Source organism: Shewanella sp. S1-49-MNA-CIBAN-0167 (genome assembly GCF_040310145.1).
Taxonomy (GTDB): domain Bacteria; phylum Pseudomonadota; class Gammaproteobacteria; order Enterobacterales; family Shewanellaceae; genus Shewanella; species Shewanella psychromarinicola.
The window spans coordinates 1-247 of sequence record NZ_JBEOPO010000426.1 but is presented as its reverse complement, the minus strand read 5'-3'; the positions used below and the strand labels follow the sequence as shown (position 1 = coordinate 247).

The window sequence follows — 247 nt, the reverse complement described above, 5'->3', positions numbered from 1 at the left end:
CTGCACGGATCCCCCCTTCACAAACATCTTGCTGTGGATCTTTCGGAATACCGTCTCCATCATCTTCAATTGTCATGCATAGCTGACTATCTTGCTGTGTAAGGGTTAATGTCACTTTTGTTTTCGCGGCTTTGCAGGCATTGTCGAGCACATTACCAAGCATTTCTGTTAAGTCTGCTTCATCGCCTTTAAAGCGGGCTTGTTCGTTGGGGTGATACTCAATGGTGAGGTTTTGATGTTGGTATAT

1 protein-coding gene is annotated in these 247 nt (G+C 44.9%); it reads right to left on the bottom strand.

Going from position 1 to position 247, the window contains the following annotated elements; translation table 11 throughout:
* Window positions 1–247 (bottom strand): ATP-binding protein (locus tag AAEZ00_RS21905; protein WP_351090127.1); only part of this gene is annotated, 247 nt, incomplete at both ends.